Genomic DNA, 22,806 nt, shown 5'->3' on the forward strand with positions numbered 1-22,806 from the left:
GCCTGGCATACCCGTCGGTAACCTGCATCGGCCGAGGTGCCCCTCGTCCGGGGTGGGCTTCCGGTCGACGGCGTCGGTATGCGCCCAGTAGCCTTCCGGTATGCGCAGCGAGAGGGTGACCGTCACCCTGCCGGCCGAGCTGGTCGCGGAGGCACGCGAGGCGGTCCGCAACGGGAGCGCGGCGAGCCTGTCCGCGTACGTGGCGGAGGCCGTGCAGGCTCGGCAGACCCGTGATCGCTCGCTCGCTACTCTGGCCGACCTGTACGGAGGTCCCCCACCGGCGGACGAGCTCGACGCGGCGCGCAGGTCGCTGCGGCTCGTGCCTCCCGTGGCCGTCGGCTGAAGGGCGCGCAGATGATCGGCGGAAGAGTGCTGGACGCCAGCGCGCTCGCGGCGTTCGCGACCGGTCGCCCCGTCTACATGCGCGCGCTGGTGTGGGCCGCCGTCGAGGAGAACCTCGTGCTCGCGGTGCCCTCCGCCGCACTCGGCCGCGCCTGGTCGCAGCTCGAGCCCCAGCACCACGCCGCCCTGCAGGTCCTGCTCGGCCTGCCGAACACCGTGATCCACGACCTGTCGCCCGCGATGGCCCAGGAGTCCGGGCTGCTGCTCGCGGCCGCGGGGCAGGACGACATCGTGGCCGGGCAGGTCGTCACCACCGCCCGGCACCGGGGCTGGCCCGCCGTCACCGGGGACCCCGGCGCGCTGCGCAAGCTCGACGGCGCGGTGGCGATCGAGGAGCTTCCCTAGACCGGCCCTCTAGACCAGGCGGTCGCGCAGGGCGGTGAGCTCGTCGTCCGTGAGGCCGTTGGCCTGCAACCAGCCCACCGCACCGCCGTCGCGCTCGTCGAGCGTGGCCAGCACCTGCTCCATCGCGACCGCGCGCGGACTGTGCCGGTCGATCTCCTCCGGCCCGGGCATCTCCTCGCCGGACACCGAGGTCCAGCGCCGGAACATGGCCTCGATCCTCGTGGCGGACAGCGCGTAGTCCTCGACGACGGCCTCCCGCTCGACCCCGACGGCGTCCAGCACCATGGCCACCAGCGTCCCCGTCCGGTCCTTGCCCGCGGCACAGTGCACCAGCGCGGTGCCGTCCGAGGTGGCGAGGCGACGGACGGCGCCGACGACGTTCGGCCCGCGGTCGCGCAGGTACCCGAGGTAGTTCGCGACCATGGGATGGACGTCGTCGCCCACCTCGGGCAGCTCACGCCCGGACTCGGGGATGAACGTGTACTGCACGGTCTCGACGCCGGCCCGGGCGAGCTCGGTCTCGCCGCGCTCGGCGATCTCGCGATCGGTCCGCAGGTCGAGGATCAGCCGCAGCCCGAGCTCGTCGACCAGCCGCCGGACGTCGGCCGGGGTCACGTGGTCGAGCGACTCGCTGCGCAGCAGCACCCCGGTGCGGGTGTACCCGCCGCCGACGAGCGGCAGGCCGCCGACGTCGCGGATGTTGCTCAGGCCCTCGAAGCGCAGCCAGCGGTCGGTGGGAGTGGTCGGCACGGCGGCGGCGTCGGTCACGGACCCACGGTAACGGCGGTTCCGCGCCGATCGTGGGTGACCGGCGTCTCAACCCAGGAGCTTCCGCGTGCCCGCCTGCGCGATCGAGAGCGGGTCCGGGAGCGCGGCCAGGCCGTCCTCCGGCGCCAGCACGGTGAAGGTCATGACCACCTCGGCGTCCCGCACGGAGATCAAGACGACGTCGAAGCCCTGGCCGCCGACGCGCCAGCCGGTCGCCTCGTCGTGGCCCAGGTCCGCCCGCAGGTCCTCGGCGGGTGCGATCACCGCGGGCCGGCCGTCGACGTGGCCCTCGGAGCAGGACATCCCGGCGACGGACGCGCGGTAGGCCTCCGCGGCGCTCGCCTCGTCGCCGTAGACGCTCACGGCCTCCTGGACCAGCCCGTTCGCGCTCTCCGCGGCGGCACCGACCCGCACGGCGTACGGGAACTGCGCGACGACGCCCGGGCCGCCGCACAGCGCGGGCGTCGCCGGGTCCGGCCGCGGCTCCTCCCCCGCCGCGAACCCGGGGCCGATCTCCGCCGGGGTGAGCAGGAAGGGGCGGAGGCCGTCGGCGGCGGCGTCCATGCCGGCGTCGGAGACGGGGGCCTGGGCGGCACCGCCCGACGAGACCGGGCGCGGCGGGGCGGCGGCCCGGGGCGGCAGGGAAACCTGCTGTGGTGCGGGGATCTGCGGAGCGGGGACCTGCGGTGCAGCGACCTGCTGCGGCGCCGGGGCGGCCGTGACGGCCGGGCTCTCGATCCGCGGGTCGGCAGAGGCGGCGCCGCAGGCGCCGGTCGCGAGCACGGCGCCGAGCACGGCGGCGGTGGAGAGGGCGGCGGGCAGGAGTCGCATACCGGGAAGTCTTCGCCGGGCAGGGCGCCGCGTCGGGGAGGCCAGCACCACCCCGGGCCGGGGCCAGCATGCGGATCACAGGAGCGGATCGGGCCGCCGATGACGCAGGATCGAGGGGTGATCCCCGACGAGACGCCGCTCGGCCGCGCGATCGACCTCCTCGCCGAGCAGGACCCCGGCGCGACCGCCCTGCTCCATCCCGCCGGCACCACCACCCGCGCCGAGCTCGCCGCCGCGTCGAGCAGGGCGGCGCGCGAGTTCGCCGCGCTCGGGGCGGGCGAAGGCTCGCTGGTCACCATCGGGCTGCCGAACGGCGCGGCCTTCTACGCGGCGGCCGTCGGAGCCTGGAAGATCGGCGCGATCCCGCAGCCGGTGTCGGCGAAGCTGCCGCCCGCCGAGCTGGAGGCGTTGATCGAGGTCGCCGACCCGCCCGTCGTCGTCGGGCTGCGGGCGCCGGACGGGCGACCGTCGCTGCCCGCGGACTGGGCGCCCGATCCCGCCCTCGACGCGGGCCCGCTGCCGCCCGCGGTGCCGCCGAGCTGGAAGGCGCCGACCTCGGGCGGGAGCACCGGGCGGCCGAAGATCATCCTCGCGGGCAACGAGGGCCGGCTCGGGATCGTCACGCAGGCGGCCGAGCGGCTGCGCCTCGAGGGCGAGGGCGAGGTCTTCGCCGTGACCGCGCCGCTCTACCACAACGCGCCCTTCATGTTCTCGCTGATCAGCCTGCTGCGCGGGGGCACGGTCCTGGTGCTCGACCACTTCGACGGCGCGACGGTGCTGGAGGCCGTGGACCGGCACCGGGTGACGTGGCTGTACGCGGTCCCGACGCTGATGGGGCGGCTCCTGCGGCTGCCGGAGGAGGTGCGGACGGCGGCGGACGTCTCGTCGGTCCGCACCCTGCTGCACGTCGGGGCGCCGTGCCCGGAGCACGTCAAGCGCGGGTGCCTCGAGTGGTTCGGGCCCGAGACCGTCATCGAGCTGTACGCGGGCACCGAGTCGCAGGCCAGCTGCATGATCGACGGCGTGGAGTGGCTCGCGCACCCGGGCTCGGTGGGCCGGGTGGTGTCCGGCGAGATGCGGATCGGGGACGAGGAGGGCCGGCCGCTGCCCGTCGGCGAGGTCGGCGAGGTGTGGATGAAGGTGCCCGAGTCGCCCTACCGCTACCTCGGCGCCACCGCGCGGGCCCGCGACGGCTGGGAGTCGCTCGGCGACATGGGCCGCATGGACGCGGAGGGCTACCTCTACCTCGCCGACCGGCGCAGCGACATGATCCTGGTCGGCGGGTCCAACGTGTACCCGGCCGAGGTGGAGGCCGCGCTCGACGCCCACCCGGCGGTGCTGTCGTCCTGCGTGATCGGGCTGCCGGACGACGACCTGGGCTCGCGGGTGCACGCGATCGTCCAGCTCGACCCCGGCTCGGCCGTCACGGACGAGGAGCTGCGCGCGCACGTCGCGGGGCGGCTGGCCCGGCAGAAGGTGCCCGCGACGATCGAGCGGGTGGACCAGCCGCTGCGGGAGGACACGGGCAAGGTGCGCCGCTCCGCCCTCCGCGCCGAGCGGATGCCCGGCTGACGCGCCCCGGGTCGGCGTCCGGCGCTCCCGGGATCGCCGACCCGGTGTCCCGGCCTGCCGACTCGCGGAAGCCCACAGCGCGACTCGCAGAAGCCCACAGCGCGACTCGCGGAAGCTCAGGGCGCGACCCCGCGGAAGCCCTGAGCGCGGCCCGCGGGCGGCGTCAGGCGGCGGGGCCGCGGCGGAGGGCGGCGGGGAGCATCCGGGCGCCGTCGCCCGAGCCGGCGGCGCGGTCCTCCGGGTTCATCAACCGGCACCGGGCGAGGGAGAGGCAGCCGCAGCCGATGCAGGAGTCGAGCCCGTCGCGCAGGGCCACCAGCGCGTCGATCTGCTCGTCGAGCCGGCCCCGCCAGGTCTTGGACAGTCGCGTCCAGTCCGCCTTGGTGGGGGTGTGGTCGGCGGGGAGCTCGTCCAGGGCGGCGCGGACGTCGTCGAGCCCGATGCCGATCGAACGGGCGGCCCGGATGAACGCGAGCCGGCGCAGCACGCCCCGCTCGTAGCGCCGCTGACCGCCGGACGTGCGGGTGGCGCTGACGAGCCCCTCGCGCTCGTAGAAGCGCAGCGCCGAGTGCGGGAAGCCGCTGCGGGCCACGACCTCCCCGATCGTCAGCAGGTCCTTCGCGTGCACGGCGCCTCCCCCGAGCTGACGCTCACTTCACGTCCACCCTACGCGTCAGTAGCCTCCGGTCGCAGCCGGTGACCGTTCGTCGCACGAGACGCGGAACACCTTGCCACTGAACGACGCGACGAACGGCCCCGGAGCAGCGGTGACAGGCAGCCCCAAGTCTTGTGTCCGGGGGTTCACTATCCGTAGTGTCGCCGCCAGTCATCACGGTCCGATCACGAGCGGACGGTGGAGCCGGAGTCCCCGACCGGCTCCCCGGGACCCCCGACCCGGGTCCGCCCGCGACGGGCCGTGGACGTGGAAGAGAAGGCGAAAGGCTCAACACCTTGGCTGGCCACCGCTCCCCAGGCGGCCGGCGTGTCACCGGAGACCCGGCTCCCCACCGGGTCCCCACGCGGCACGCCGCCAGGCGCGCGACCGCCCCCGGTCGCGGCGCTCCCCGGCGCACCGTCGCGTCGACCACCGCGGCCGTCGGCGCCGCGTTCGGCGTCCTGTCGACGGGCGCGTTCGCGGCCGTCACGTCCACCGGTGCCGGTTCGGCGATCGCCGACGCGGCAGAGACCTCGACGGCCGCCACCCAGCTGGCCGCGAACTCCGAGGCGCTGCAGGTCGACCCCGCGGACGTCGCGATCACCGGTGCGCACCTGAGCCCGGTGGCCTACTCCGTGGCGGGCGTCGACGGCCCGGACCTGGCCGAGGCCGCTGCGGACGCCGCCCCCGACGCGGAGCTGGCCTCGCTGGACAAGGCCGGCCGGATCGCCGACCGGATCGCGGAACAGCAGGCCAAGGAGGCCGCCGCGGCCGCCGCGAGGACCGAGCTCGACGCGCTGATCGCGCGCGGCGGCCTCGACGGCTGGATCGCCCAGGCCCTCGAGATCTGCGACCTCCCGCAGGACCTGGCCCCGGGCGTCAAGAAGGTCATCATGGCCGAGTCCGGCGGCAACCCGCGGGCGATCAACCTGTGGGACTCGAACGCCCGTGCCGGCCGCCCGTCCCAGGGCCTGATGCAGGTCATCCCGACGACCTTCCGCGCCTACGTGCACCCCAGCCTGGCGGGCCGTGCGATCACCGACCCGGTCGCCAACATCACCGCGGGCGTGCGCTACATGATCGCCAACTACGGCGTGGACACGCTCGAGGCCGGCGGGCGCAGCAACAGCGCGGGCGACTACGTGGGCTACTGAGCCCACCACCGGGTCGGCCGCCGACCCACCTCCCGGGCGCGCCGGGACGACGTGCCACGGCCGGGTCCGCCGAGCAGGTCCCGGCGGCCCGCCTTACAGTACGAAGATCCGGATCGTCACGAGGGATGACGGCCCGGTCACGCCTCCCCTCGCCCCCGCCCCGCCGCGGGGCCCGCCCGGACGCCCGACGGGACCGTCCGCCGGGACCGGACGGGTGGACGAGGCGGGCCGGAGGAGGCGACAGCGGAGGGACCGGATGACAGCGATGCGGCCCGACCCCACCGACCCCGTCTCCGGTCCGGTCCCGCGCGTCCCTCCCCTCCCCTCCACCCCGGAAGCCACTCCGGACACTGCCCCGGGCACTGCTGCGGGCGCTGCTGCGGCCACCGAGCGCGCCCGCCGCTTCCGTCCCGAGCTGCAGGGCCTGCGCGCGCTCGCGGTCCTCCTCGTCGTCGCGTACCACGCCTGGTTCGGCCGGGTCTCCGGCGGCGTCGACGTCTTCTTCGTGATCTCCGGGTTCCTCGTCACCGGGCAGCTCTTCCGCACCGCCGCCCGCGCCCGGCTGCGCTTCCGTCCGATGTGGGCGCGCCAGGCCGCGCGACTGCTGCCCGCCGCCTTCACCGTGCTGGTCGTCTGCGCGGCCGCCGGCTCCCTGCTGCTGCCCGAGGCCCGCTGGCAGCAGACGCTGCACGAGCTCTTCGCCTCGGCCGTCTTCCTGGAGAACTGGCAGCTCGCCGCGGACTCGGTGGACTACGCGGCCCGGCACAACACCCAGAGCGTCGTCCAGCACTTCTGGTCGCTGTCCATCCAGGTGCAGTTCTACGTCGTCTGGCCGCTGCTGATCGCGCTCGTGGCGCTGGTCGCCGGGCAGGCCCGGGAGCGCCTGCGCGCGCACCTCCTGCTCACCCTCGGCGGACTGTTCGCCGCGTCGCTGACCTTCTCGGTCGCGCTCACGATCACCGACCAGCCGCTCGCCTACTTCCACTCGCTCACCCGGGTGTGGGAGTTCGCGCTCGGCGGCCTGCTGGCGCTGACGATCGACGCGATCGCGCCGTCCCGCCGCTGGCGGATCGTGCTCGGGTGGGTCGGCGTCGTCGGGCTGGTCGCGTGCGGCGCCCTCCTGCGGGTCGACGCCGTGTTCCCGGGCATCGCCGCGCTGTGGCCGACCGGCGCGGCGTGCCTCGTGCTGATCGCCGGGAGGACGGGCAGCCGGGCCGGGGCGGACCGCCTCCTCGCCTCCCGGCCGGCGCGCTACCTCGGCGACCTCAGCTACGCGCTGTACCTGTGGCACTGGCCCGTGCTGATCCTCTTCCTGGTCGCCCGGGACCAGGAGGAGGTCGGGCTGGGCGGCGGGCTGCTGATCGTGGCGGTCTCGGTCCTGCTCGCGGTGCTCACCCACCATCTCGTGGAGGAGCCGATCCGGCGCGCGCCCCTCACCGACCGCGTCCGCTGGCGCGGCGCGGCCGCCGGGCTCGCGGTGGTCCTGCTCGCGGGCGGCGTCTGGCAGGTCGAGGCCGCGCAGCGGGCGCAGGAGACCGCCGCCGTCGGCGACCCCGACCACCCGGGCGCGATGGCGGTGCACTCCGGCTCGATCGACGACGTCGACCCCACCGTCGAGCTGATCCCGCCGATGGTCACGGCGCCGAACGACTTCTACCCGGTGCAGGACTGGGCGTGCGCCCCGATGAACCGCTACCCCACGGCCGAGGCCTGCACGTTGCCCCGGCCCGATCCCGCCGTCCCGCCGGCGAGGCGGATCGTGGTGGTCGGGGACTCGCACTCCCAGCAGTACACCGCCGCGCTGGCCCCGGTCGCGCAGCGGAACAACTGGGAGCTGGTCGACTTGTTGAAGGGCGCCTGCCCCTTCTCCACCGCGTCCGAGGTGGACCCGGCCAACGTCGACTGCCTGAACTGGAACGCCGCGGTGGTCGACGAGATCGCCGACCTGCGGCCCGACGCCGTGTTCACCCTCGCCAGCCGGGACGTCCGGGCCGGGCTCACCGAGGTCACGCCGCCCGGGTTCGTCGCCGCCTGGCAGCGGATGAACGAGCTGGGCATCCCGGTGGTCGCCGCGCGGGACAACCCGCGCTTCGACCCGACCGTCAGCCCGCCGGACTGCCTGCAGCAACGCGGCCGCGGGGCCCCGGAGTGCGGCCTGCCGCGCGCCGAGGTGTACGGGCCGATCCCGCCGTACCAGCTGGCGCCGGACGTGCCGCCGAACGTGACCTTCCTGGACTTCTCCGACCACCTCTGCGACGTGGCGCTGTGTCCGGCGGAGATCGGCAACGTCCTCGTCTACATGGACTTCAACCACGTCTCGGCCACGTACATGGCCTCGCTCGCGCCGGTCATGGAGGAGCGGCTGCACCAGGCCCTGGGCTGGTAGCGGGCTACCCGACGGGCCGGGCCCGCCGGCCGTGCACCGCCACGACCTGTCCCCGGCGCAGCTGGGCGCCGCGGCGGGTCTCCGTGCGGCCGTCGACCATGACCTCGCCGGCCTCGACCAGCTCCCGGGCGTGCACGCCGTCCTCGGCGAGGCCGGACAGCTTGAGGAACTGCCCGAGCCGGATCGGTTCGGTCGCGATCGGGACGTCCAGGATCGGCGCGGGTGGCATGCCGCGATCCTCGCACCGGGGGCGTTCCGCCGGAGACCTTGGCCCTGAGTGAACGTTCGTTTAGCCTGCGGACGTGACCTTCGCCAACCGCGTGACCCAGCTGCTGGGCGTCGACGTCCCCATCCTGCAGGCCCCGATGGGCTACATCGCCAAACCACGGCTCGTCGCCGCGGTGTCCGAGGCCGGCGCCATGGGTCTGGTCCCGGGCTCGCTCGGGATCGACGAGGTGCGCGAGGACATCCGCCGCACCCGCGACCTGACCGAGCGGCCCTTCGGCGTCAACCTGCCGCTGGCGTTCGTCAAGGACCCGGCGATCGTCGACATGATCGTCGAGGAGGGCGTCCGCTTCGTGACGACGTCCGCGGGCTCCCCCACCGCGCACACCCCGCGGCTGAAGGAGGCGGGCCTGACCGTCTTCCACGTCGTCCCGTCGCTGCGCGGCGCGCAGAAGGCGGTCGAGGCCGGCGTCGACGGGCTGGTGGTCGAGGGCAGCGAGGGTGCCGGCTTCAAGGCGCCCCGCGAGGTGTCGTCAATGGTGCTGCTGCCGCTGGTGGCCGCCCAGGTCGGGGTGCCGATCGTGGCCGCGGGCGGGATCGCCGACGGCCGGTCGATGGCCGCCGCGTTCGCCCTCGGCGCCGAGGGCGTGCAGATGGGCACGCGGATGGTGGCGACCGAGGAGTCCCCGGTGCACCGGAACATGAAGGACGCGGTGGTGGCCGCCGCCGAGACCGACACCATGCTGATCAACAAGCACAACGGCAAGCAGGTCCGGGTGCTGCGCACCGAGGCGACCGCGCCCTTCGAGATCACCACCGAGGGCGACCCGATGGCGCTGCTCGGCAGCATCCACGGCCTCTACCGGGACGGTGACCTCGACGCGAGCCTCGCCCAGCTGGGCCAGGTGGCGGGCCGGATCGACCGGGTCGAGCCGGTCGCGGAGATCATCCGGCGCACGGTGGTGGAGTTCGAGGAGACCCTCGGCGGCCTCGCCAAGCGCTACCTGGAAGGCGCCTGACGCCGGCGGGGTGAATCGTGCAGCGGCACCGCGCGGTCGGGCGCGGTGCCGCGGCACGGGAGGCTCACGTGGCCCCGCCGCGCACCGGTTCGTCGCCCTCCGCGGCGGGGTCCGTGGCGGGCTCGGAATCGCGCCAGCGCCCCCAGCGCCACAGGAACACGGCGATCAACGGCAGCCCGGTCAGCGGGATCACGATCTGGCGCCAGGGCCAGCCGTCGCCGGCCAGCTCCGCCCGGGCCGGGTCCCGCGGGTCGACGATCACCTCCACGACCTCGCCGGACCGCAGGTCCTTGCGCGGGGTGGTGACCCAGGCCGACCCGCCGAACCGGGCGGTGTCGACCAGGGCCCGGTCGGCGCGGCCCGGCGGGGTGTGCCGGACGGCGACCACGGTGCCCTGGTCCGGCTCGCCGCGCAGGCCGAGGACGTGGTCGTCCCAGGCCGCGACGCCCGCGATGTGCACGACGACCGCCGTCAGCACCAGGGCGGTGACGCGCACGAGCAGGGCGACGTACCAGCGCGCGCCGCCCACCCGGTCCCGTTCCACGCCCACGGCGGGTCCTCGTCGGAACCGGGGGCGGGCGTTAACGACTCTCAGGCGCCCGCGGGCTCCCGGGCGGTAGGGATCCGGCGCTCGACGAACCGGGGCAGCCGATCGACGAAGAGCAGGTAGCCGCCGGTCGTGGTGGCCGCGAAGCAGGTCAGCTCGACGACCGCGATCAGGCTGTCACTGATCCACCCGATCATGCACAGGTGCAGCGCGAGGCCGAGCGCGATCGCAACGGGCCGGGTGCGCCGGAACCACAGCGCCACCGCCACGAACAGCTCGGTCGCGACCGCACCCACGGCCATCGTCGCCAGCACGGGCAGGACCAGCAGGAACCGCGGCGCCAGCGCCGAGTCGACCCCCCAGGAGGCCAGCCCGTTGCCGGAGAGGAAGTCGAGGCTGAGCTTCCCGAGGGCGGCGTAGACGTAGACGATCGTGATCTGCGCGCGCATGAGGTACACCGGCGGCGCCCAGACTCCGTCGCCGTAGCGGCGCGGGCGCAGGGCGAGGTCGGCGTCGCAGCGGGTGAAGGAGATCAGGACGGACATCGTGGCCAGCAGGAAGGCCCCGTTGCCGTAGTACCCCGCGCCCCACATCAGCACGAGCACGCAGACCCCGACGGTGGCCGCGGCCGGCCGCGCCCGCACGCCGAGCACGACGAGCACGGCGGCGGCCAGCATCACCAGCCCGACGACCGTCCACACCGGGGTGGGCAGCGCGGGCAGGAACGGGTAGAGCGGGCGCGGGCGGTTGCCCAGATACGGGTTGGCGGTGAGGGCCAGGGCGCGCACCACGGCGACCAGGCCCAGCACGATCCGGTAGGCCGCGAGCGGCCGGGCCGGCACGGTCTCGGGGATCGTCAGCACGGCTGCACGCTCTCGAGCTCGGCGTCGTAGAAGCGGGTCACCGCGTTCAGCTCGGGATGCCGGTCGCACAGCCGCTGCGGGGTCTGCGGCCCGTAGTGCACCGCCGACCAGGGCCGGCCGACCTCGGCCGGGTCCAGCTCGACGCGCGTGCCGTCCGCCGTCTCGCCGACGTACCGGTAGTCCGTGGAGGACTCGACGAACATGCTCCAGGCGTAGTGCCGCGGCGTCGAGGTGGTCGCGAGCGACACGGCCGGCACCACGATCTGCAGGGCCAGCACCCCCAGCAGCAGCCGGGACGCCAGTGCACGGTTCATCGGCCGACCGTAGTGCCGGGACGGCCGCGGGCCCCGGGAGCGGGACGGTGCTGCGGTCGGCGGCGCACGGTCCGCGGTGACTCGTCGTTCTCGTCCGGTCGGCGTCGCCGTGTCCGGTCCGTCCGGACGGCCCTACCGGCCCAGGTACCGCAGCGCCCGCTCCGCGGCGTGCGCCCCGCACATGCCGTGTGCCCCGGCGCCCGGCGGGGTCGCGGCGGAGCAGAGGTACACGCCGGGCACGCCCGTGTCGTACGGCGTGAGCGTGGCGCGGGGGCCGAGCAGCAGCCGTGCGGCGTGGGTCGACCCGGTGACGATGTCGCCACCGACGAAGTTCGGGTTGTACCGGGCGAGGTCGGTCGTGGTCCGCACGGCGGTGCCGACGACGCGGTCGCGGAAGCCGGGAGCGAACCGCTCGAGCTGCGCGGTGATCGCCTCGGTGGCGTCGCCGGCGAAGCCGTGCGGGACGTGCGCGTAGGCCCACACGGGGTGGACGTCCCCCACCGACCGGCCCGGATCCGCCAGGTACTGCTGCCCGACCAGCACGAACGGGCGCTCCGGCAGCCGGCCGGCGTGGATCGCGCGCTCCCCGGCCGCGACTTCCTCGAGCGGGCCGCCGAGGTGCACGGTGCCCGCCCGCGCCGCCGCGGGATCGCGCCAGGGCACCCCGCCCTCCACCGCGAAGTCGACCTTGAACGCCCCCGGGCCGTGCCGGAACCGGCGGTACGCCCGCGCCACCCGCCGCGGCAGCCGGTCGCCCAGGATCCCGGCGACCGCGGCCGGGGCCAGGTCGAACAGCACGACGTCGGCCGGCGGCAGCTGGTCCGCGGACGTCACGCGGACGCCGGTCTCGATCCGACCGCCGTACCCGGCCAGCACCGCGGCGAGGGCGTCCGAGATCGCCCGGGAGCCGCCGGCCGCGACCGCCCACCCGTGCCGGTGCCCCGCCGTGAGGATGCCGAGGCCGATCGCGGAGGTCAGCGGCCGCTCCAGCGGGTGGAACGCGTGCGCGGCGACCCCGGCGAACAGCGCCCGGGCCTGGGGCGTGGCGAAGGCGCGGGCCAGGACCGTGGCCGGCAGCAGGGTGGGCAGGCCGAACCGGGCGAGAGCGAGGGGGTGCGCCGGGACCCGCAGCAGCGGGCCGAGGACGTCCTCGGCCAGGGCGTCGTAGCGGGCGGCGGGGCGGGCGAGCAACGCAGACCAGCGGCGGCCGTCGCGGCCCAGCCCCCGGGCCGTCTCCTCGACCGAGCGGTGCAGCACGCCGGCCGGGCCGTCGTCGAGCGGGTGCACGCAGTCGATCTCCGGCCACCGCCACTCGAGGCCGTACTCGTCCAGCCGAAGGTCCTGCAGGGCCGGGGAGCCGACGGCCATCGGGTGCACCGCCGAGCAGTGGTCGTGCAGCAGGCCGGGCAGGATCGCCTCGCCCGTGCGGGTGCCGCCGCCGATCTCCGCGGCCGCCTCCAGGACGGTGACGTCGACGCCCGCGCGCGCCAGCAGCGCCGCCGCGGTGAGCCCGTTGGGGCCGCTCCCGACCACGACCGCGCTGCTCACGGCCGCGACCCTAACGCCCGGCGATCAACCGTCCGGACCCGCCGTCCGGACCTGCCGTCCGCCCCGGCCGCCCCGCCCGGTCGCGACCTCCCGCCACCGATCCTCCACCGACGACCCCACCGACGACCCGGCCGGACGATGCACCCGCCTCATCCGACCGTTGACGTGCGGGGCGGCGAGGCGCACCGTCGGAGGATGGTTGCACCGACGACGTCCGCACCCACCTCCGCCGCCGCCCCGACCGCCGAGGGCGGGATGCCCTCCTTCGAGCCCGCGCAGAAGGGCATCTCCCTGCCGCGCCCACCCGTGTTCGCGACCGTCGAGGAGGAGCGGCTGCACCGCAAGCAGCAGCTCGCCGGCGCGTTCCGGATCTTCGGCCGGTTCGGCTTCGGCGAGGGCGTGGCCGGGCACATCACGGTGCGCGACCCGGAGCACCCGGACATGTTCTGGGTCAACCCCTTCGGCATGTCCTTCCGGCACATCCGCGTCTCCGACCTGATCCTCGTCGACCACACCGGGGCCGTCCGGTACGGCGACAAGCCGGTCAACCGCGCCGGGTTCGTGATCCACTCGGCGGTGCACAAGGCCCGGCCGGACGTGGTCGCGGCCTGCCACGCGCACTCCGTGTACGGGAAGGCGTGGTCCTCGCTCGGCCGGCCGCTCGACCCGATCACGCAGGACGCCTGCGCGCTGTACGAGAACCACACGGTGGTCACCGAGGGCGCGGGCGCGGTCGTCGTCGACGAGGAGGCGGGTCGGCTGCTCGCCGAGGGCCTCGGCGACAACGCCATGTGCTTCCACCGCAACCACGGGATCTTCACCGTCGGGCACACGGTCGCCGAGGCGGCGTGGTGGTTCGTCAGCACCGAGCGCAACTGCCAGGCCCAGCTGCTGGCCGAGGCGGCCGGCACGCCGACGCTGGTCGACCCGGCGAACGCGCGGTTCACCCGCGAGCAGACCGGCGGGCACTACGCCGGCTGGTTCGCCTTCCAGCCGCTGTGGGACGAGGTCGTGCGGACGGACCCGGACCTGTTCGACTGACGCCGGGCACCTGACGACCGACCGGCGGGAACCCCGGCGCGCCGGGGTTCCCGCTCCGGGCGTGACCTTCACCGTGGTGAACCGAATCAAGCGGTTGATTTAGAGTGGCCGGAGAGCCCGACCGCCCACCACCGGAAGGACGCCGTGCCCCTCCCCGACTCCGGCGAGCTGCACTACCCGCTGCCCGCACCCGACCCGCTCGACCCGCCGAAGGAGTGGGCCGAGCTGCGCGACCGGTGCCCCGTCGCCACGGTGACCCTGCCCAGCGGCGACCACGCGCAGCTGCTCACCCGCTACGACGACGTCAAGCAGGTGCTCTCCGATCCCCGCTTCCCCCGCGTCGGCGGCGGGCAGGGCGCGCGGATCTCGGACTCCGGCGGCGTGTTCGACAGCGACATGGCGAGCGTGCTCCCGCAGACCGGCCCGGCCCACCAGCAGTGGCGGCGCCTGGTCATGCGCTGGTTCACCGCCAGACGGATGGCGGCGCTCCGGCCGCGGATCGAGGCGATGGCGGACTCGCTGATCGACGACATGCAGGCCCACGGTCAGCCGGCGGACCTCAAGGCGGCGCTCGGCTTCCCGCTGCCCGTCTGGGTCATCTGCACGATGCTCGGCGTGCCGGACTCCGACCGCGACAAGTTCTCCTACTGGTCGGACACGCTGCTCAACCTCACCCGCTACACCCGGGAGGAGATCGTCGCGGCGCAGTCCGAGTTCCTCGGCTACATGCAGGCCCACGTCCGGGCCAAGCGCGCGCAGCCCGGCGACGACCTGCTCAGCGAGCTGACCACCGAGCCCACGGCGGACGGCACGCTGCTGACCGACGCGCAGCTCGTCGGCACCGGCCAGGGCCTGCTCGTCGCCGGGCACGAGACCACCGCCAACATGATCAGCAAGATGGTCGCGATGCTGCTCGCGGACCGCAGCCGCTGGGAGCAGCTGCTCGCCGACCCGTCGCTGGTGCGCACCGCCGTCGAGGAGTCGCTGCGCTTCGACGCCAACCCCGGCATCGGCATGCCCCGCTACATCGCCGAGGACGTCGAGCTCGCGAGCGCCGCGCTGCCCGCCGGCACCACCGTCATGTGCAGCATGGGCGCCGCGAACCGCGACGCGCAGGCGTTCGACGGCGCCGAGGAGATGGACCTGACCCGCTCCCCGAACCCGCACCTGAGCTTCGGCTCCGGCCCGCACTCCTGCCTCGGCCAGGCGCTCGCCCGCACCGAGCTGCAGGTCACCCTGGAGGTGCTGCTGCGCCGGCTGCCCGGGCTCGAGCTCGCCGTCCCGGTCGAAGAGCTGCAGCGGGTCGAGGGCCTGGCCGTCGGCGGGCTCCGCGAGCTCCCGGTGCGCTGGTGACGGGCGACCCGGCCGTGACCTCACCCCGGACGAGCCGCGCCGAGGCGACCAGGGCGCTCATCCTCGACGCGGCCGAGCGGCTCTTCGCCGAGCGCGGCGTGCTGGCGGTGTCGAACCGGCAGATCGGCGAGGCGGCCGGGCAGGGCAACACCGCCGTCGTCGGCTACCACTTCGGCGCGAAGGAGGACCTGGTCCGGGCGGTGGTGCGCCGGCACACCTCGCGGATCGAGGGGCTGCGGGCCGAGGCGCTCGCCGCCACCGAGGGCTCGTCGGACGTCCGGGACTGGGTCGACTGCCTGGTCCGCCCGCTGACCGGGTACCTCGACGCCCTCGGTGCGCCCACGTGGTTCGCCCGGTTCCACGCGCAGCTCACGACCGAGCCCGCCTACCGCGAGATCGTCACGCAGGAGTCGCTGGGCTCGCCGGCGCTGCTCGCGACGGCCGAGGGGCTCAACCGCTGCCTGCCCGACCTGCCCGCCGAGGTCCGCCTCGAGCGCGGCGACATGACCCGCCTGCTGATGGTGCACGTGTGCGCCGAACGCGAGCGCGCCCTCGCCGAGGCCGCGCCCACCCCGCGGACCAGCTGGGACGCGACCGCCACCGGCCTGGTCGACGCGATCGTCGGCCTCTGGCTCGCACGAGCCGCCGCGCCCGCCGCCACGGAAGGAGACCGAGCGTGAAGGTGACCGTCGACGAGGACCGCTGCTGCGGCGCCGGGCAGTGCGTGATGCTCGCGCCGGACGTGTTCGACCAGCGCGAGGACGACGGCATCGTGGTGCTCCTCGAGGCCGAGCCCGACGCCGCCCTGCACACCGCGGTGCGGGAGGCCGCCGACGTCTGCCCCGCCGCGGCGATCACGGTCGACGAGGGCTCCTGAGCACAGCCGGTTGACCGGCGGCGACACCGCCGCGACCATGCCCGTGGGCGGCGACCACCGCCGCCCACGGGCCGCGGGGAGGTCGGCGGATGACGGTGTGGGACGTCGCCGCCCGGCCGGAGCGCGAGCAGTTCGGGTACTGGCACGAGGTCATCTGCCGGGCTTTCGTGCCGCTGACCCCGCGCCGGGAGGCCGCGGCCGGCCCCGGCTTCGCCGCCCGCGTCGAGACGCGGCCGCTGCTGCGGATCGTCCGTGCGCACATCGCCTCGCAGCCGCAGGCGACGCTGCACGGGCCGGCCGAGGTCGCCCGCACCGACGGGGCCTTCTACTTCGTGAACCTGCAGGTCGCGGGCCGGTGCCGGGTCCGGCAGGGCGGGGCCGACGCGGTCGTCGGGCCCGGGGAGTTCACCGTCGTCGACACGACCGAGCCGTACCGGTTCGACTTCGACGCCCCCTGGCGGATGGTCTCCTACCGCCTTCCCCACGACCTGCTCGACGGTCGCCGGCTGCGGCCCCGGCTCGGCGGGCGCTGGGAGGGCGACGGGGCGGGCGGGGTGGTGCGCGCCATGATCGGGGCGTTGTGGGAGGTGGACGACACGACCGGCCCGCTGGCCGCCGCCGACCTCGAGCACGCCCTCGCCGCCGCCGTCACGGCCGCCGCCGACCCCGCCCCCGAGACGCCGCCCGTCGAGGCGCTGCGGGCCGCGGTCCTGCGGTACGTGCACGGCCGGCTGGGCGACCCGTCGTTGTCCGTGGCCGCCGTCTGCCGCCGGTTCGCGATCTCCCCGCGGACCCTCCACGCCGCCTTCGCCGACGCCGACGGGACCTTCGCCGCCACCGTCCGCCGGCTGCGGCTGGAGCGGGCCGCCGCGCTGCTCGCCGACCCCGCCGACACCCGGACCGTCACCGGGATCGCGGCCTCGGTCGGCTTCCTCGACCCGGCCTCGTTCAGCCGGGCCTTCCGCCGCGCGTTCGGCTGCGCGCCGACCGAGCTCCGGGAGGCCGCCCGACGGCCCGCACCACCTGCACGAACCGCACGAACTGCACGGCTGCCGCGCACGGAATGACGAGACGGCGGCGCCGTGCGCCGGGAGCCTGAGGCTCTCCGCCGGACGCCGTCCGGCACCGACGACGGAGGTCCCCGGTGTCCGTCTCGTTCTCCCTCTCGCCCGAGCAGATCCGGCTCAAGCACGCCGCGCGGCACTTCGCCGAGGCGAACCTGCGCGACCTGGCCGAGGCCGTGCGCGCCGAACCCGACCCGGTCCGCCGCGCCGCGCTCGCCCGCCCCGCCTTCGAGAAGGCGGTCGCGGCCGGCTTCCTGAAGGGCCTGATCCCGGCGCCCTTCGGCGGGACCGCGGGCGGCGGCGTCGACGCGGCGATCCTGATCGAGGAGTGGGCGGCCCACAGCCCCGACTTCGTCATCTCGATGGCCGGGCCCCTGATCGCCCTCGTGCCCGTCTACGAGGTCGGCACCCCGGAGCAGGTCACGCGCTTCGTCGCCCCGTTCCTCGCCGACTCCGGCGCGCCACTGGCCGCCATGGCGTACTCCGAGCCCGGTGGCAGCGCCAACTTCGACGCGCCGCCACCCGCCGAGGGCACCCGCACCACCGCCGTCCCCGACGGGGACGACTACGTGATCAACGGGCGCAAGGCGTGGGCGTCGCACCTGCCGGGCTGGGACGGCGACGGGCCGGACCTCATGACGATCGTCTGCCGCGCGCCCGGCGGCATCTCGCTGATCGTCGCCGAGCGGGAGCACCTGGCCGGGCACGTCGAGGTCGAGGAGTACCACGACCTGCCGGCCCTGCGGGGCTGTCTCACGGCGACCGTCCGGCTCGTCGACCTCCGGGTACCCCGCGCGAACCTCCTGGGCCGGGAGGGCCAGGGCGTGGAGCTGTGCCGCAACGCCTTCGTCGGCAGCGGGGCGTCCATCGGCACCTTCGCCGTCGCGGCGATGCGCGGGGCGTTCGAGACCGCCCTGCGGTTCGCCACCACCGAGAAGCGCGGCGGCGCGGTGCCGATCATCGAGCACCAGTCCGTCGCGGACGTGCTGGCGGACGCCAAGGGGCGGATCGAGGCCGTCCGGCTCCTGTCCTGGCGGGCCCTCGACGCCGTGCTGGCCCAGGACCCGCACGGGCTCGAGTGGGCGCTGCACGCCAAGGTGTTCGGCTCCGAGACCGCGGTCGACGTGGTCACGGAGCTGGTCAAGGTGGTCGGCGTGTCCGCCTACGACACGGCGTTCCCGCTGCTCCGGTACCTGAACGAGGCCCTGGCCTACCCGGTGATCGAGGGGTCGAACACCGGCGTCCGGCGCCGGCAGCTGCAGGCCCTCCTGCGCACGCCGGGGTACGACCCGCTCGCCACCTCGGGAATGGAGTGACGGGCGGGGGTCAGGCCGGCTCGACCCGCTTCCAGAAGTCGGTGAACTCGATGGTGTCGAAGAAGGCGATCACCTCGACGATCCGCCTGTCCCCGTCCTCTCCCGCCAGCCGCATGTACCAGCTGTAGGTGTTGTCGTAGGGCGTGCCGTCCCGCGCGGTGGCGTGCGCGTCGAAGAGCGCGATCACCCAGTCCCCGTCGGCGAACAGGCCCCGCACGCTCGGCACGAGCCGCTCGGACATCCGGGCGTTGAACGGGTCGATGACCACGTCCAGGAACTCCTGTCGGCTCCGGTAGGTGCGCGAGACCGGGCTGTTGCCGGTGATCGTCCATGTGGCGTCGTCGGCGAGCAGGGCGAAGGGCCCGCCCGTGCCGGCCGCCCACTCCTCGAACGCCACACGGACGAGGTCCTTGTCCGCCTCCTGCTGGTCGCCCACCGCGACACCACCCTTCTTCGAGCTCCGGACCGGGACGTCGGCAGCATGCCGGAGCACCGCCCGTCGAACCAGACCCCGGGCCGGCGGTGGTCTCAGACTGCGACACGTCCTCGATCCGTTCCGGAGACTGCGCCAGACTCCCGCCGTGCCCAGAGCGGTCCGCGGCGCGCCGTGTGCCACCGCCGGGACACCGCTGAGGACACCGCCCACCACCGCCCACCACACTCCCCCGAGCGCAGGAGGACCGACGTGTCGCTGTCCGACGACCACACCACCGTCGAGAAGCAGATGCAGACGCAGGAGGCCGGCGGCTGCCCCGTGCACGGCGGTCGCCTCGGGCACCCGACCGAGGGCGCCGGCAACACCGACTGGTGGCCCAACCAGCTCAACCTGAAGATCCTCCGCAAGCACGCGCCCGTCGCGAACCCGATGGACCCGGACTTCGACTACGCCGCGGAGTTCGCGACCGTCGACCTGGACGAGCTGGCCCGGGACGTCGACGCGATCCTCACCGACTCCAAGGACTGGTGGCCGGCGGACTTCGGGAACTACGGCCCGTTCATGATCCGCATGGCGTGGCACAGCGCCGGGACCTACCGCGTCGAGGACGGCCGCGGCGGCGCGGGCGCCGGCATGCAGCGCTTCGCCCCGCTGAACAGCTGGCCGGACAACGGCAACCTGGACAAGGCCCGCCGCCTGCTCTGGCCGGTCAAGAAGAAGTGGGGCAGGAAGGTCTCCTGGGCCGATCTCATGATCTTCACGGGCAACCGCGCCCTGGAGACCATGGGCCTTCGGCCCTTCGGGTTCGCCGGGGGCCGCGCGGACGTGTGGGAGCCGGACGAGGACGTCTACTGGGGCCCGGAGCGCACCTGGCTCGGCGACGAGCGCTACACCGGCGACCGCGAGCTCGAGCGGCCGCTCGGCGCCGTGCAGATGGGCCTCATCTACGTGAACCCGGAGGGCCCGAACGCCAACCCGGACCCGGTCGCCGCGGCCCGCGACATCCGCGAGACCTTCGGCCGGATGGCGATGAACGACGAGGAGACCGTCGCCCTCATCGCCGGCGGCCACACCTTCGGCAAGACCCACGGCGCCGCGAACCCGGACGTCGACGACAACGTCGGCCCCGAGCCCGAGGGCGCCCCGATCGAGCAGCAGGGCCTCGGCTGGCGGCAGGGCTTCCGCACGGGCAAGGGCCGCGACGTCATCACCTCGGGCCTCGAGGTCACCTGGACCTCCACCCCCACGCGGTGGAGCAACGGCTTCTTCGACAACCTGTTCGGCTTCGAGTGGGAGCTCGAGAAGAGCCCCGCCGGTGCCTGGCAGTGGGTGGCGAAGGACGCCGGGACCGTCATCCCGGACCCGGAGACCAACGAGCCGGCCCGGAAGCCGACGATGCTCACGACGGACCTCGCGCTCCGGTTCGACCCGATCTACGAGCCGATCTCCCGCCGGTTCCACGAGAACCCCGAGGAGTTCGCCGACGCCTTCGCCCGCGCCTGGTTCAAGCTGACCCACCGTGACATGGGTCCGATCCAGCGCTACCTCGGCCCACTGGTGCCGCAGGAGGAGCTGCTCTGGCAGGACCCGATCCCCGCCCGCGGCGACTACACGCTGTCGACCGAGGACGTGGCGACCCTCAAGGAGAGGATCCTCGACACGGGGCTGTCGGTCTCCCGGCTGGTCGCCGCCGCCTGGGCCGCCGCGTCCTCGTTCCGGATCAGCGACAAGCGCGGTGGCGCCAACGGCGGCCGCGTCCGCCTCGAGCCGCAGCGCGGCTGGGAGGTCAACGACCCGGACGAGCTCGCCCAGGTCGTCCGCGCGCTGGAGGGCGTGCAGTCCTCCTTCGGCGCGCCGGTGTCGTTCGCCGACCTCGTGGTGCTCGGCGGCGTCGCCGCGGTCGAGAAGGCCGCGAAGGACGCCGGCTTCCCGGTCGAGGTGCCGTTCACCCCGGGCCGCACCGACGCGACCCAGGACCAGACGGACGTCGCGTCCTTCGCCCACCTGGAACCCACCCACGACGGCTTCCGCAACCACCGGGGCAAGGGCCACCGGCTGCCGGGCGAGTACCTGCTCGTGGAGCGGGCGAACCTGCTCGACCTGAGCGCGCCCGAGATGACCGTGCTGGTCGGCGGCCTGCGGGTGCTCGGCGCGAACACGGGCGGATCGAAGGCCGGCGTGTTCACCGACCGGGTCGGGGTCCTGACCACCGACTTCTTCACCAACCTGCTCGACATGGACGTCGAGTGGACGTCGGTGGCGGGCGACGACGACCTGTTCGAGGCCCGGCCCCGCTCCGGCGGCGACGTGCGGTGGACCGGCACCCGCGCTGATCTGGTCTTCGGCTCGAACTCCGAGCTGCGGGCCGTCGCGGAGGTCTACGCCTGCGACGACGCCGCGGAGAAGTTCGTGCGGGACTTCGTCGCCGCCTGGGCGAAGGTCATGGACGCGGACCGGTACGACCTGGTCTGACCCCGCTCCGGCGCCCGGACGGCCGTACCCCGGCCCCTCCACGGAGCACCCGGCACCACCCGGAAGGGCTCTCGGGACACCGTCCCGAGAGCCCTTTCGTCGGCTGACGCACTGGTGCGCCGGTGCCTACAGTGGGCCTTCCTGGCTGTGCTCGGACGACGAGCTCGACGACGAGTGGTCTCCTCATGAACGACGTACACCGGCTCGGCCCCACGACGGCGACCCCGTACCGGGACACCGTGTTCGCGGCCTGGGAGCGCTTCGTGCAGGGCGAGGACAGCGTCTCGGGGGTCCGCCCCGAGGTGGTGGTCTCCTGGCACCGCTGCCGGGAGCAGTACCGCGTCGACCCGCACCTGAGCGCCGCCCCGGTGGCCGTCGAGCAGATCGACCACACCCTCGAGCACGACGTCGTGTTCACCGAGCTGGGCGGCCTCGCCGCGTCCGTGGCGCAGGACGTCGACAACCTGAGCGGCATCGTGACCGTCACCGACGCCACCGGGCGGATCCTCGCCGCGTGGGGCAACAACGCGACGCTGAACCGGGCGTCGAGCTCCAACCTGGCGCCCTGGTTCTGCTGGTCGGAGTGCGCCGCGGGGACGAACGGCATGGGCACGGCGCTGGAGGCTCACGGCCCGGTCCTGGTCCGCGGCGCCGAGCACTGGTGCCAGGCCTTCCACAACTGGGTGTGCGCCGGCATCGCCGTGCGGGACGTCGTGACGCGGGACCCCATCGCGGTCCTGAACATCTCCTGCTGGCGCACCGCACTCCCCGAGTCGACCGGCGCGTGGCTCTCGCACGCCGTCGCCACCACCCGGCGCACGCTGCGCAGCCGGGCCCGGGACAGCGGGACCGCCCTCGTCGCGGCCTACACGCAGGCCCGGGGCCGGCCCGCCACCGGCCACGCCGCGATCGACACGGCCGGCAAGGTGGTGATCGCCGACGAGCGGGCGAGCGTGCTGATGGGTGTCCCGGCCTCGACCCCCGCGATCGACCCGACGGTGCGCTGGAACCCGGGGCTGCCCGACCTGATCGGGATCTCCCGGTACGCCCACCGGCAGGCCGCCCACAACCGCGACTGGGTGGGCTCGACCCAGGTCTTCACCCACCTCGCGGAGGAGCCGACCCCGGTCACCGTCCGCCCCGTGTTCGTGTCCGGGCGGATGGTGGGCAGCCTGCTCGCGTTCGGCACCGTCGACGGGGAGCTGCTCACGGACGTCGAGGGGCCGGCCCGGCCGCGGATGCAGCCGCGGCGGCTCGTCGCGCTGCGCGAGAACCGCCTCGTCCTGCTGCGGCCGTCCGAGGTCTACCTCGCCGAGGCGGACGGCAACGACGTGTGGCTCTCGACGGACGAGGGACGCCTGCGGGCCGCCTCCGCGGGCCTGGACCGGCTCGACGACGAGCTGGCCGACGCCGGCTTCCTGCGGGTGCACCGGCGGTTCGTGGTCAACCTCGGCCGCGTGCGGGAGGTCGACCGCGGGGGGAAGGGCGAGCTGTCGCTGGTCCTGGACAGCAGGGCGCGGGACCGCGTGCCGGTGTCCCGGCGGAACGCCCCGGCCGTCCGGCGGGCCCTGGGGATCTGAACGCACCCGTTCCCCCCGATCTTCCGGCGGCACCGGAT

Annotated in this window: 23 protein-coding genes; 14 read left to right on the forward strand and 9 right to left on the reverse strand. The window is 74.7% G+C overall.

Going from position 1 to position 22,806, the window contains the following annotated elements; all coding sequences use genetic code 11:
• Window positions 1-100: 100 nt before the first annotated feature.
• Together ABD990_RS13605 and ABD990_RS13610 are read left to right on the forward strand one after the other, a co-directional pair.
• The gene (locus ABD990_RS13605) at window positions 101-343 is read left to right on the forward strand and encodes a ribbon-helix-helix domain-containing protein (RefSeq protein ID WP_232871335.1); all 243 of its coding nucleotides are present in this window, start codon (window positions 101-103) and stop codon (window positions 341-343) included.
• Window positions 344-354: 11 nt separating this feature from the next.
• Window positions 355-747 carry a hypothetical protein gene (locus ABD990_RS13610; protein ID WP_345380828.1) on the forward strand — a complete coding sequence of 131 codons (393 nt, stop codon included), beginning with the start codon at window positions 355-357 and terminating at the stop codon, window positions 745-747.
• A gap of 9 nt (window positions 748-756) precedes the next feature.
• Here the strand turns inward: ABD990_RS13610 and ABD990_RS13615 are convergent, their stop codons facing one another.
• Window positions 757-1,515, reverse strand: a complete 759-nt coding sequence (locus ABD990_RS13615; RefSeq protein WP_345380829.1) for a tyrosine-protein phosphatase — start codon at window positions 1,513-1,515, stop codon at window positions 757-759.
• A gap of 48 nt (window positions 1,516-1,563) precedes the next feature.
• A complete protein-coding gene (locus tag ABD990_RS13620; RefSeq protein WP_345380830.1) occupies window positions 1,564-2,346 on the reverse strand; it encodes a hypothetical protein in 783 nt (260 codons plus the stop codon).
• Between the two features lie 117 nt (window positions 2,347-2,463).
• Between ABD990_RS13620 and ABD990_RS13625 the strand changes: the two genes are divergently transcribed.
• Window positions 2,464-3,918 carry an AMP-binding protein gene (locus ABD990_RS13625; protein WP_345380831.1) on the forward strand — a complete coding sequence of 485 codons (1,455 nt, stop codon included), beginning with the start codon at window positions 2,464-2,466 and terminating at the stop codon, window positions 3,916-3,918.
• Window positions 3,919-4,081: 163 nt separating this feature from the next.
• Here ABD990_RS13625 and soxR read toward each other — a convergent pair whose 3' ends face one another.
• Window positions 4,082-4,546 carry a redox-sensitive transcriptional activator SoxR gene (gene soxR, locus ABD990_RS13630; protein WP_345380832.1) on the reverse strand — a complete coding sequence of 155 codons (465 nt, stop codon included), beginning with the start codon at window positions 4,544-4,546 and terminating at the stop codon, window positions 4,082-4,084.
• 323 nt (window positions 4,547-4,869) lie between these two features.
• Between soxR and ABD990_RS13635 the strand changes: the two genes are divergently transcribed.
• Window positions 4,870-5,727: a transglycosylase SLT domain-containing protein gene (locus ABD990_RS13635; RefSeq protein WP_345380833.1), complete on the forward strand. Its 858-nt coding sequence runs from the start codon at window positions 4,870-4,872 to the stop codon at window positions 5,725-5,727.
• A 256-nt stretch (window positions 5,728-5,983) separates the two neighbouring features.
• Window positions 5,984-8,113 (forward strand): acyltransferase family protein, encoded by a 2,130-nt coding sequence (locus ABD990_RS13640; protein ID WP_345380834.1) that lies wholly within the window; start codon window positions 5,984-5,986, stop codon window positions 8,111-8,113.
• 4 nt (window positions 8,114-8,117) lie between these two features.
• Here ABD990_RS13640 and ABD990_RS13645 read toward each other — a convergent pair whose 3' ends face one another.
• Complete coding sequence (locus ABD990_RS13645) at window positions 8,118-8,342, reverse strand: RNA-binding S4 domain-containing protein (protein WP_345380835.1); 225 nt, start codon at window positions 8,340-8,342, stop codon at window positions 8,118-8,120.
• Window positions 8,343-8,415: 73 nt separating this feature from the next.
• Between ABD990_RS13645 and ABD990_RS13650 the strand changes: the two genes are divergently transcribed.
• Window positions 8,416-9,357: an NAD(P)H-dependent flavin oxidoreductase gene (locus ABD990_RS13650; protein ID WP_345380836.1), complete on the forward strand. Its 942-nt coding sequence runs from the start codon at window positions 8,416-8,418 to the stop codon at window positions 9,355-9,357.
• Between the two features lie 64 nt (window positions 9,358-9,421).
• On the opposite strand, the gene ABD990_RS13655 is transcribed toward ABD990_RS13650, so the two are convergent.
• The 4 genes from ABD990_RS13655 to ABD990_RS13670 all read right to left on the reverse strand — a co-directional run bounded on the left by ABD990_RS13655 (window position 9,422) and on the right by ABD990_RS13670 (window position 12,629).
• Window positions 9,422-9,907, reverse strand: coding sequence for a DUF3592 domain-containing protein (locus tag ABD990_RS13655; RefSeq protein WP_345380837.1), 486 nt, complete (start codon window positions 9,905-9,907; stop codon window positions 9,422-9,424).
• A 41-nt stretch (window positions 9,908-9,948) separates the two neighbouring features.
• Window positions 9,949-10,767, reverse strand: coding sequence for an HTTM domain-containing protein (locus ABD990_RS13660; RefSeq protein ID WP_345380838.1), 819 nt, complete (start codon window positions 10,765-10,767; stop codon window positions 9,949-9,951).
• A complete protein-coding gene (locus tag ABD990_RS13665) occupies window positions 10,761-11,081 on the reverse strand; it encodes a hypothetical protein (protein ID WP_345380839.1) in 321 nt (106 codons plus the stop codon). Before ABD990_RS13665 ends, ABD990_RS13660 begins: the two co-directional genes overlap by 7 nt.
• A 132-nt stretch (window positions 11,082-11,213) precedes the next feature.
• Window positions 11,214-12,629 carry a phytoene desaturase family protein gene (locus ABD990_RS13670; RefSeq protein WP_345380840.1) on the reverse strand — a complete coding sequence of 472 codons (1,416 nt, stop codon included), beginning with the start codon at window positions 12,627-12,629 and terminating at the stop codon, window positions 11,214-11,216.
• A 195-nt stretch (window positions 12,630-12,824) separates the two neighbouring features.
• Between ABD990_RS13670 and ABD990_RS13675 the strand changes: the two genes are divergently transcribed.
• From ABD990_RS13675 to ABD990_RS13700, 6 genes are all read left to right on the forward strand, one after another.
• Window positions 12,825-13,670, forward strand: a complete 846-nt coding sequence (locus ABD990_RS13675; protein WP_345380841.1) for a class II aldolase/adducin family protein — start codon at window positions 12,825-12,827, stop codon at window positions 13,668-13,670.
• Window positions 13,671-13,814: 144 nt separating this feature from the next.
• Entirely contained in the window at window positions 13,815-15,023 is a 1,209-nt protein-coding gene (locus ABD990_RS13680) for a cytochrome P450 (protein WP_345380842.1), read from the forward strand.
• On the forward strand, window positions 15,020-15,703 hold the full coding sequence (locus ABD990_RS13685; RefSeq protein WP_345380843.1) for a TetR/AcrR family transcriptional regulator: 684 nt from the start codon (window positions 15,020-15,022) through the stop codon (window positions 15,701-15,703). Before ABD990_RS13680 ends, ABD990_RS13685 begins: the two co-directional genes overlap by 4 nt.
• On the forward strand, window positions 15,700-15,900 hold the full coding sequence (locus tag ABD990_RS13690; protein WP_345380844.1) for a ferredoxin: 201 nt from the start codon (window positions 15,700-15,702) through the stop codon (window positions 15,898-15,900). The genes ABD990_RS13685 and ABD990_RS13690 overlap by 4 nt, the downstream gene beginning before the upstream one ends.
• Window positions 15,901-15,989: 89 nt before the next feature.
• A complete protein-coding gene (locus ABD990_RS13695; RefSeq protein ID WP_345380845.1) occupies window positions 15,990-16,967 on the forward strand; it encodes an AraC-like ligand-binding domain-containing protein in 978 nt (325 codons plus the stop codon).
• A gap of 77 nt (window positions 16,968-17,044) precedes the next feature.
• Window positions 17,045-18,280, forward strand: coding sequence for an acyl-CoA dehydrogenase family protein (locus ABD990_RS13700; RefSeq protein ID WP_345380846.1), 1,236 nt, complete (start codon window positions 17,045-17,047; stop codon window positions 18,278-18,280).
• Window positions 18,281-18,290: 10 nt separating this feature from the next.
• On the opposite strand, the gene ABD990_RS13705 is transcribed toward ABD990_RS13700, so the two are convergent.
• On the reverse strand, window positions 18,291-18,716 hold the full coding sequence (locus tag ABD990_RS13705; RefSeq protein ID WP_345380847.1) for a nuclear transport factor 2 family protein: 426 nt from the start codon (window positions 18,714-18,716) through the stop codon (window positions 18,291-18,293).
• 288 nt (window positions 18,717-19,004) lie between these two features.
• Here ABD990_RS13705 and katG point away from each other — a divergent pair, with 288 nt between their 5' ends.
• On the forward strand, window positions 19,005-21,188 hold the full coding sequence (gene katG / locus ABD990_RS13710) for a catalase/peroxidase HPI (protein ID WP_345381007.1): 2,184 nt from the start codon (window positions 19,005-19,007) through the stop codon (window positions 21,186-21,188).
• A gap of 185 nt (window positions 21,189-21,373) precedes the next feature.
• On the forward strand, window positions 21,374-22,768 hold the full coding sequence (locus ABD990_RS13715; protein ID WP_345380848.1) for a DNA-binding protein: 1,395 nt from the start codon (window positions 21,374-21,376) through the stop codon (window positions 22,766-22,768).
• Window positions 22,769-22,806: the final 38 nt, after the last annotated feature.

Origin of the sequence: Pseudonocardia yuanmonensis (assembly GCF_039542425.1) — a bacterium.
In the GTDB taxonomy this organism is placed as follows: domain Bacteria; phylum Actinomycetota; class Actinomycetes; order Mycobacteriales; family Pseudonocardiaceae; genus Pseudonocardia; species Pseudonocardia yuanmonensis.